The organism is Pseudomonas sp. BP01, assembly GCF_022760795.1.
Lineage (GTDB): Bacteria > Pseudomonadota > Gammaproteobacteria > Pseudomonadales > Pseudomonadaceae > Aquipseudomonas > Aquipseudomonas putida_Q.
The window spans coordinates 31543-41148 of the sequence record NZ_JAFBKA010000049.1; the positions used below are offsets into that span (position 1 = coordinate 31543).

Sequence of the window (9606 nt, forward strand, 5' to 3'; positions counted from 1 at the left end):
GAATGAGCTGCTTCATGTATCGGGATTGATGGCCCCATCGCCGGCAAGCCAGCTCCCACAGGTGCAGCACAGCCTTTGAAAGCTGTGCTGCACCTGTGGGAGCTGGCTTGCCGGCGATAGGGCCCCGCGGTCTTACACCTGTTCCAGCATCAACCCGGAAATACGCCGCACCTTGCGCGCCACCGCTTCTTCGAAAATGCCCTGGCGTGGCTCCACCAGGCTGAAACAGTGCTTGGCCCGGGTGATGCCGGTGTACACCAGTTCCTTGGTCAGCACCGGGTTGAGCGCATCCGGCAGCACCAGGGCCGTGTGGCTGAACTCCGAGCCCTGGGACTTGTGTACGGTCATGGCAAATACCGTTTCCACTTCATTGAGCCGGCTCGGCAGAACGAAACGCACACCACCACTGCCGTCGTTACGCGGGAAGGCTACGCGCAGCAGCGGCTCACCGTGCTCATCCGGCAGGCGCAAAGCGATGCCGATATCACCGTTCATCAGGCCCAAGCCGTAGTCATTGCGGGTTACCAACACCGGGCGGCCTTCGTACCAGGGCTGCTGGCTGTCGATCAGCCCGGCATTGTGCAGTACCCGCGCCACCCGTTCGTTGAGGCCTTCGACACCCCAGGCGCCACGGCGCACGGCACACAGCAACTGGAAGTCCTCGAAGCTGTGCAGCACCCTGCCCGCCCATTGCTCCCACGCGGGGTCGTCAAATGCGGTGTCGAGTGGAGGCCGGTAGCGGCCAAGGGTGCGCAGGTAGCTGCGATAGCCCTGCGGGCCTTCGGCACCGCGGTTAAGGCCGTCGAGCAGCAGGCGGTCGAAAGCCCGGTCCTGCTCGTGCTTGAGGGCAAGGCTGTGCACGTCGGCCGGCGGCGCGGCCAGCAGGTTACGCGCTGCATGGGAGTCCTGGCGGTTGACCAGGCGCGCCAGCTGACCAATGCCGCTGCCTTCCCCGAAGCGCCGTGAGAAGCGCAGCATCACCAATTGCTGGGCCAGCGGGTTGCGCTGCTCATCACCGGCCTTGAGGCCGCTGGCGGCCAGCGACTCGCCACTGATCTGTTCCAGCCACGCTGAGGTCGCCGGCGAGTAATAACCCTCCTCGGCATCCCGGCACAGGTCACCCAGTACCGCACCGGCCTCGACCGAGGCCAGCTGGTCCTTGTCGCCCAGCAGCACCAGGCGCGCGCGGGGTGGCAGGGCGTCGAGCAGGTTGGCCATCATTTCCAGGTCGATCATCGACGCTTCGTCGACCACCAGCACATCCAGCGGCAGCGGGTTGCCCGCATGATGGCGGAAGTGCCGCGAGCCGGGCCGGCTGCCGAGCAGACGGTGCACGGTGCTGACTTCGGTAGGAATTTGCCCGCGTACTTCGGCGCTGACCTGCAAGCGCTCGACTTGCTGGCCAATCGATTCGGTCAGGCGCGCAGCAGCCTTGCCGGTCGGCGCGGCCAAGCGGATGCGCAGCGGCCTGCCCTGCTCCACTGCCGGCCCCTGCAGCAAGGCCAGCAGGCGCACCACGGTAGTGGTTTTACCCGTGCCGGGGCCACCGGTGATGATGCTGAAACCGGCACGGGTAGCCAGCGCACAGGCGAGCTTCTGCCAGTCCACCTGGCCCGCTGGCGCACCGCCCTCGAACAATTGCGCCAGGCGGCCTGACAGGTCGGCCAGCGGCGCTTCGGCCTGGGTCAGGCGCTGGCGCAAGGTATGGTCGATACGCCGCTCGTAGCTCCAGTAACGGCGCAGGTACAGGCGCTCTGCGCTGAGCACCAGTGGCCTCGCTTGTTGGCCTGGGGTATCGCCTGCGGCCACCAGTGGGCTGGCGGCGATGCGGTCGTGCCAGGCCTGCAAGTCGAGGTTGGCCAGCAACTGCGACGGCAGCAGCAAGGGGCCGATCAGGGCGTCGCCTTCCGGCGGCAGCGACAATGCGAAATCGGGCTCGGCCAGGGTTTGTTGCAGGTCCAGGCAGACATGCCCGTGGCCCAGTTGGTGGCTGGCCAGCGCCGCCGCCAGCAATAGCAAGGGGTCGCTACCGGGGGCGCGCTCTTCGAGGAACGAGACGAAGGCGCGGTCCAGGGCACGCAGCCAGCCCCGCTCTACCCAGCGATCGAGCAGTTGCAGCAGGTCACCGCTGTCATGCTGTGGCGCCAGCGCCAGCAGATGCTCGGCGTGCAACGGGGTGGGCAACAGGTCGACTAGGTTTCGGCTCATGGCACGGCTCCGCCAAACAGGTCCTGCTGTGCCGGCGCATGCTCGCCACGGAACAGCGCATCAAGGCGTTCGATCAGCTCGCGCGGTGGCTTGGTGTGGTACACGCCGTGGCCGCTGCTGCTGGCGCCCCGCAGGAAGATGAACAAGGCACCGCCAACATGGCGGTCGTAGTCGTAATCCGGCAGGCGAGCGCGCAACTGGCGGTGCAGGGCCAGCAGGTACAACACGTACTGCAGGTCGTAGCGGTGCTCGATAATGGCCTTTTCCATGGCCATGGCGTCGTAGGCCTGGATATCCGGGCCCAGCCAGTTGGACTTGTAGTCAGTCACGTAGTAACGCCCGTCCAGCTCGAACGCCAGGTCGATGAAACCTTTGAACATGCCGTTGAGCACGGTTGGCTGCGCCGCCGGGCGCGCTAGGCCGGGGTGGGTGTGGCGTGCGACAAGGCGATCGAGTTGCTCGGCGTCGACCTGGTGGCTGGCGAACCAGAACTCCATTTCGATCTGGTAATGACGCAACTGCCCCAGCGTCACGCCCTGGTCGCTGCCCGGCAATGGCAGCGCCTCGCCCAGCAGGCGTTGCATCCACTGGCTGAGGGTGGGAATCCAGCCGGCCCAGTCACGGCGGTTGCAGCGCTGGCCCACGGTACGCTCGATCAGTTGAGGGTTGTCGCTGACCTGGCTGAAGCCCTCGCGCCCCGCCCACTCCAGCAAACCATGCAGGAAAGTGCCAGGGTTCGGCCCCCGCGGAAAGCGGTGGATGTCGCCGCTGTCGGCCGGGACCTCACGCAGCAGCTGGGCATCGACCACTTCGTCATCCAGCAGTTGCTGGGCCTGCGAGCTGTCGGCAACGAGCGTCTGATCGCCGATGCGCAGGGCGCTGTACGAGGCGATCCACCAATGCTCGGCTGCCGCGCGGCGCGGTTTGCGTGCGGGCAAGAGCTCACGTTCGGCGTGCGGCATGCGATACACGCGTTCATCCGCCTGCGGCAGGCCCGGGCAAGTGATGTGCGGACAGGTTGACGCCAACGCCTGCAACCAGCCTGCAAGCTGCTCCGAGCCCGCCAAGGCAAGGCCGCCACCCAGCAGGTAGCCAAAGGCTGAGCGGTGCAGCTGCGAACTCTTGTGGTTGCCGCGCTTGAGGTCGGCAACACCTAGCCAGCAAGCATGCTGGGCGCGGGTGAGGGCTACGTAGAGCAGGCGCAGGTCTTCGGCCAGGCGCTCGTCGTCGGCGCGCTCGATCTGTTGCTGTTCCGGAGTGAGGGTGAGGTGAGCGTTACCTTCGCTGTCATGCCAGGCCAGCGGCAGACGGCTGCCATCTACCGGTTTGCTGGTGCAGATGAACGGCAGGTAGACCAGGGGATACTCCAGGCCCTTGGACTTGTGGATGGTCACCACTTTGACCAACTGTTCGTCGCTCTCCAGACGCAGGATCTGCTCTTCACCGGCCTGCCCGGAACTGGCCAGTTGTTCGGCGAGGTGACGGATCAACGCCTGTTCGCCGTCCAGCTCACCCGCGGCCTGCTGTAGCAGCTCGGCCAGGTGCAGCAGGTTGGTCAGTACACGTTCGCCATCACTGCGGCGCACCAGCGTGCGCGGCAGCTGGAAGTCATGCAGCAGGTGCCGCAGCATGGGCAGCACGCCTTGGCGTTGCCAGGTATCGCGATAATGACGAAAACGCATGACCCAACCTTCCCAGACCCGTTCGTCCTGGTTCAAGCGGTCCAGCGCGGTCAGCGACAGGCCCAGTGTAAGGCTGGCCAGTGCGGCCTTGAGCAGGCGCTCCGAGTCTGGCTCGGCGCAGGCCTTGAGCCAGGCCAGCAGGTCGTGGGCCTCTTGGGCGGCGAACACCGAGTCCTTGTCGGACAAATACACACTGCGCACATCGCGTGCGGCCAGCTCGGCGCGGACCATCTGCGCTTCATGGCCATCACGCACCAGGATGGCGATGTCGGAGGGCAGACAGGGGCGCAATTCGCCTTCGGCGTTCTGGAACCCCGCCGTGCCCTGCTGACCGCCATTGAGCAGGGCAACGATATGGCTGGCGCAACTGGCTGCCAGCTGCTGGCGATAGACACTGCTGGAGACTGGCTCCTCGCTCTCCAGCTGCCAGCACTGCAGGGCTGCACTGGGCTCCCCGTCAATCAGCAACTGTTCGCTACGCCCCTTGGCGCGGACCTCGATGAATGGCAGCGGGTTGTCATCGGCCTCGCGGAACAGGAATGCGCCCCGCCCCGCTTCACGCGCCTCGGCCTGCAGAAACACCTGGTTGACCGCCGCGACCATGGCCTTGCTGGACCGGTAGTTGGTATCCAGGCTGTGCAGGCGGCCGCTGGTGGCGCGCCGTGCGGCAAGGTAGGTGTAGATGTCGGCGCCTCGGAAGGCATAGATCGCCTGCTTGGGGTCGCCGATCATGAAAAGGCCGGTTTCTGCGCGGTTTTCGCTGATCTGGTAGATACGCTCGAAAATACCGTACTGAACCGGGTCGGTGTCCTGGAATTCGTCGATCAGCGCTACCGGAAACTGCTCGCGGATCAGGCTGGCCAGGCGCTCGCCGGCCTCGCTGGCAAGCGCGTGCTGCAAGCGCACGAGCATGTCGTCAAAGCCCATTTCGGCACGCCGGCGCTTCTCCACTTCGAAACGCGCGGATACCCAATTGGCCGCATGCTCGAGCAGCGGAGCATCCGGGCTGTCCAAGGCCTGCAATTGTTGCTGCAAGCTCTGCATGGCGTTCAGGCCCGGGTGCTCGGGAGGCTCCCCCTTCCAGGCCTCGGCCATGCCGGCCGGGGTCAGGCGGGTAAAGCCCGTGCCCAGGTCGAGCTCCACCAGTTGCTCATCCCCGGCCCAGGCGCAGAGCTTGTCGAACCAGGGCTCAAAGTAACGGGCTTGCATCTTGCGGCCATCGACCTGCTTGGCGGCCAGCGCATCGCGGCAGATCTGCCGCAGTTCCTCGGCCCATTGCGCCCACGGTGCCTTCAGCCGGGCCAACTGTTCGCCACGTTGCTGCAGCGATGCCTGGATCAGTGCGGCTGGCTCCGGCCCGTCCTGCTGGGCGCGTACGCGGCCGAACAGTGGGCGAATGCGTGGCAGCAAAGCGTCAGGGCTGCCCCAGTTGCCACGTACCCAGGCCAGGGCGTCACCTTGCATGCCATAGCAGAAGCGCCGCCAGTAATCGCGCATGACCTGGCCCAGCAACTCGCTATGGTCGGTTTCCAGGGTCTGGGTGAACAGGCTGCCGCTGTCGAAGGCATGCTCGCGCAGCATGCGCTGGCACCAGCCGTGGATGGTCGATACCGCAGCCTCGTCCATCCACTGCACAGCGATTTCCAGGCGGCCTGCACAACGCGGCCAAGCCTCCTGCGGGTAATCGTCACGCAGCTGATGCAACAGCGGATCGGCGCCTTCCAGTTCGCCACGGAAGAACCGTGCAGCCTCTGCCAGGCGGGCGCGGATGCGTTCGCGCAGCTCTTTGGTGGCAGCATCAGTGAAGGTGACCACGAGGATCTGCGGTGGCAGCAGTTCGCGTTCGAAGCCCTGCTCACCACCGTGACCGAGGATCAGCCGCAGGTACAGCGCCGAAATGGTAAAGGTCTTGCCCGTGCCGGCGCTGGCCTCGATCAGCTGGCTGCCGTGCAGGGGGAAACTCAGTGCCAGGGGACGGTCCTGGGTCATGCGCCTTTCTCCGGGTTGCCCAGGGTCTGCCACGGGGCGGTGAACAATGGGCGGTACAAGGTTTCGCACCAGCCTTCGAAGGTTTCGTCGGCGCTAAGCGCGGCAAAGTCGCGGAACTGGCGGGCCAGGGCAACGCTTTCACTTCGCTCGCCAAAACGGGTGCGTTCATCGCCTTCGTAGGCGCGGGCCGCTGCGGCCAGGGCTTTATCAGCATCGTCCTGGGCCAGCCAGGCAAACGCGGTTTTGGCCGCGACGGGCAACGGCGCATTCATCGCCGCCTGACGGGCCACCAGCAAGTCGCCCAACAGTTGCGCAGCCTGCTCTTGCGGCAGCGGCGCAAGCAACAGGGTCAGGTCGCTGGCTACCAGTGCACTGTTATAGGGGTAGCCTGCCGCACAGGCCGCCAGGTGGGTAACCCAGGGGGCGATCAAACGGTGCCACTTGAGGTTGTTGCGCCCTGCGCTGATTGTGTTAGGTACGGTGGTGATACTCAGCAGGCTTAGGTCATCCGCCTGGAAGACCCGCCCCAGCCAGCCTTCGAGACGGTGCGGGCCGTGCTCGAAATGCACCGGCAAAGCGCCCTCGACCGGCTGCGGCCAGCGTTGCAGCAACTGCTGGTGACGTTGCAGAAGGTCGGGGAGCGGTTCGATCAACTCGCTTTGCAGCAGCTCGCCGAAACCGGCCAGCGGCAACAAACCGCAAGCCTGAAGGCGCCGGGCCTGGGCCCGCAACGCCTGTTCGGCGTTGCCCGGCTCGGCCAGCGCGGCGCCGAGCAGGCTTTCACTGGCGCCGTAGCGCTGCAGGGTATCCAGGATAAAAGGTTCTTCGTCCGGGGTTGGCGTTTCCAGCGCCTCGAAGTACACCTTCAAGCGCTGGCTGAAGAAATGCCGCACCGGGTGGCGCAAGAAGTCGTTGAGCTGGGTCAGGCTCAGGGCTTCATCGTCAAGGTAAGGCGGCAGGCCGGTGTCACCCTGCTCATCCTCCTCGCCCTTTTGGTGTAGCAGCTGCCATTCGTGGGCAAAGCTGAACAACGGGCTGCCCTTCTGGAAGTAACGAGCGCTGAAAGGCTGCAGGGGATGCTCCTGGGTCAGTGCGTGCAGCAGTTGCTCACCCGGCTGCGCTGCCGGCCCCTCCTGCGCACCGGCCAAGTGCCAGCCAGCTGCGATGTGATCACGCAATTGGCCGATCAGCACCGAGGCAGGTCGCTCGCTGTTGTCGCGAATGCTGCGCCCGACCCAGCTGACATACAGCTGGTCACGCGCCGACAGTAGCGCTTCCAGCAGCAGGTAACGATCGTCTTCGCGCCGTGAGCGGTCACCGGGGCGGTAGTCGCTGGCCATCAGGTCGAAGTCCAGCGGTTGCTGGGCGCGCGGGTAGTCACCATCGTTCATGCCCAGCAGGCAGACCACCCGGAACGGGATGGCGCGCATGGGCATGAGGGTACAAAAGTTCACCGAGCCGGCGAGGAAGCGTTGCGACAGCTTGCCCTGGTCGAGGCCCGACAGCCAGGCTTCACGCACTACGGTCAGCGGCAACGGGTCTTGCAGGCCGACGGCCTCGCACACTTCAAGCCAGCCATCGCGCAGCTCCTGCAGCTGCATCAGCAGGAGCTCGTCCCGCTCGCCCTCGGCGAGGAAAAACACCTGCAGCAAGGCATGCAGGCGCTCACCCCACTGGCTGACTGTCGCAGGCTCGGCCAAGGCCTGGCAGGCGACTTCGAGCGCATCGAGCAGTGCAACCAGCGGGCCGATCAGTGCCGCGTCCAGCCCACCGATTTCGTCGTAGGGTTCAATGCCGTCACAGGCCTCGCCCACACCCACGGCATAGCCCAGCAGCATGCGCCGCAGGCCGAAGCGCCAACTGTTCTGTTCAAGCCCGGCAGGCAAGCCCAGGCTGGCCCGCTGCTCGGCGTTGATGCCCCACCGGATGCCCGCACCCTCGATCCAGCGGTGCAGCGTGGGCAGGTCGTTTTCGCGGATGCCAAAGCGGGCGCGGACGGCCGGTACGTCCAGCAGGTCGAGTACTTCGCTGACTGCGAAGCGGCTGTCCGGCAACTTGAGCAGGTGTTCGAGGGCGATCAGTAAAGGCTCGCGACCGCGCTGGCCTTGGTCGGTGAGGGTGAACGGAATGTAGCGCGGGTCATTGCGTTGCAACTGGCCGAACACTGCGCGGACATGCGGGGCGTAGGTGTCGACGGCCGGCAGCATGACGATCACGTCACGTGGGCGCAACGTCGGGTCGGCGCTGAAGCGGGCCAGCAGCTGGTCATGCAGGATCTCCACTTCGCGTTGCGGGCTGTGGGCAATGTGGAACCGAACCGAGCGGTCTTTCGCCGTGTCGACTGCCGGCCACAGCTCGCGGGTTTCGGCGAGCGGGCGCAGTTCGAGAATGTCGTCCTGCAACTGGTTTAGCAGCGTTGTGGGCGAGCCATCACTGAACAGGTCGATGCGGCCATCGCTGAACACCCCCTGGTAGCTGCCCGGGTCGTCATAGCTGTCGAGCAGGTTGATATAGTCGCGGCCTTGTTTGCCCCAGGCCGCCAGCAACGGGTGGGCATGTTGATGCAGCGACTGGTCGTCCAGTTGCAGGGGCATGCCCTGCTTGCGCTGCTGGCGCTTGTACTGATGGCGCAGCAGGTCCTTGTCGGCAACGATATCGGCCCAGTGGTGGCGACAGGGGTTGTGCACGCACAGCAGCACCTGGCTGAAACGCGCCAGGCCCGCCAATGCTTCCAGGGCCTGAGCTGGCAGCGAAGAGATGCCGAACACGATCACCCGCGGTGGGAGCCCTGCGGGTGCCTGCTGCAAGCTGTTGATACGCTCGACAAAGCGTTGATGCACCCCGGCGCGGCTCTGTGCCATCCCCTCTTGGCCGACATCCTCCAGCAATGCACGCCACAGTTCGGCTTGCCAGCGGTTGCCTGGGGGCAGCGCTTTGCGCTCACCGCGGGCGGTGCTGACGATGTGCTCGCCGGCAGCCCAGTCCTTGAGCCAATCGGCGCGGTAGACCTGGTACTGGTCGAACAGGTCGGCCAGGCGCTCGGCGAGCTGGTAGCGCTTGCGTAGGTCACTGTCGTCGGTGAGGAAGCGCCGCAGCGGCTCGAAATGCGGGCGCTCGACCAGAGCTGGCAGCAGGCGCATCAGGCGCCAGGTCAGCGGAGCTTTGTCCAGCAGCGAAACCTCGGGAATTTCGTCGCGGCCCAACACGCTTCGGTACAGCTGCCACATGAAGCTGCCAGGCAGTTGCACATCGATTGCGGCGGCGATGCCGCAGCCGCCCTGGTCATCTTCCTGCGGGTCTTCAGCCAGCGCCAACTTGAGCCATTGAGCGATGCCATTGCTTTGCACCAGGGCAATTTCGTTTTCCAGCGGCGCCAAGGGGTAGCGACGCATCCAGCTCACCACCAGGCTGCGCAGGTCGTCGAGGCGGTTGCCGTGGACGATCATGAAGCCGGGGTGGAGAGTGGTAGTAGCCATTGAGCATTCCCTGGGAGGCGGTTGATTCCGATGCGGAACCATATCACGGGGCATGCCGTGGACCATGGCATGCATGGAGACAAATCTTTTCCTGGGCGGAAAAGACAAAACCCCTACCTGCATACGCAGATAGGGGTTTTGCGAAATGAATCTTGACGATGACCTACTCTCACATGGGGAAACCCCACACTACCATCGGCGATGCATCGTTTCACTGCTGAGTTCGGGATGGGATCAGGTGGTTCCAATGC

The 9606-nt window shown here is 65.2% G+C and carries 3 protein-coding genes and 1 rRNA gene; all 4 read right to left on the reverse strand.

Annotated features, from left to right (window positions below; translation table 11 throughout):
- Nucleotides 1–132: 132 nt before the first annotated feature.
- Entirely contained in the window at nucleotides 133–2208 is a 2076-nt protein-coding gene (gene recD, locus JOY50_RS27630; protein ID WP_138737494.1) for an exodeoxyribonuclease V subunit alpha, read from the reverse strand.
- The gene (recB, locus tag JOY50_RS27635; protein WP_243056135.1) at nucleotides 2205–5879 is read right to left on the reverse strand and encodes an exodeoxyribonuclease V subunit beta; all 3675 of its coding nucleotides are present in this window, start codon (nucleotides 5877–5879) and stop codon (nucleotides 2205–2207) included. The genes recD and recB overlap by 4 nt, the downstream gene beginning before the upstream one ends.
- Complete coding sequence (gene recC, locus JOY50_RS27640; RefSeq protein ID WP_243056136.1) at nucleotides 5876–9355, reverse strand: exodeoxyribonuclease V subunit gamma; 3480 nt, start codon at nucleotides 9353–9355, stop codon at nucleotides 5876–5878. Before recC ends, recB begins: the two co-directional genes overlap by 4 nt.
- A 150-nt stretch (nucleotides 9356–9505) precedes the next feature.
- Nucleotides 9506–9606, reverse strand: a 5S ribosomal RNA gene (rrf, locus tag JOY50_RS27645); the annotation flags it as partial.

Coding starts and splice junctions, on each gene's coding strand:
- recD (WP_138737494.1), bottom strand. CDS start 2,208: ATGAGCCGAAACCTAGTCGACCTGTTGCCCACCCCGTTGCACGCCGAG.
- recB (WP_243056135.1), bottom strand. CDS start 5,879: ATGACCCAGGACCGTCCCCTGGCACTGAGTTTCCCCCTGCACGGCAGC.
- recC (WP_243056136.1), bottom strand. CDS start 9,355: ATGGCTACTACCACTCTCCACCCCGGCTTCATGATCGTCCACGGCAAC.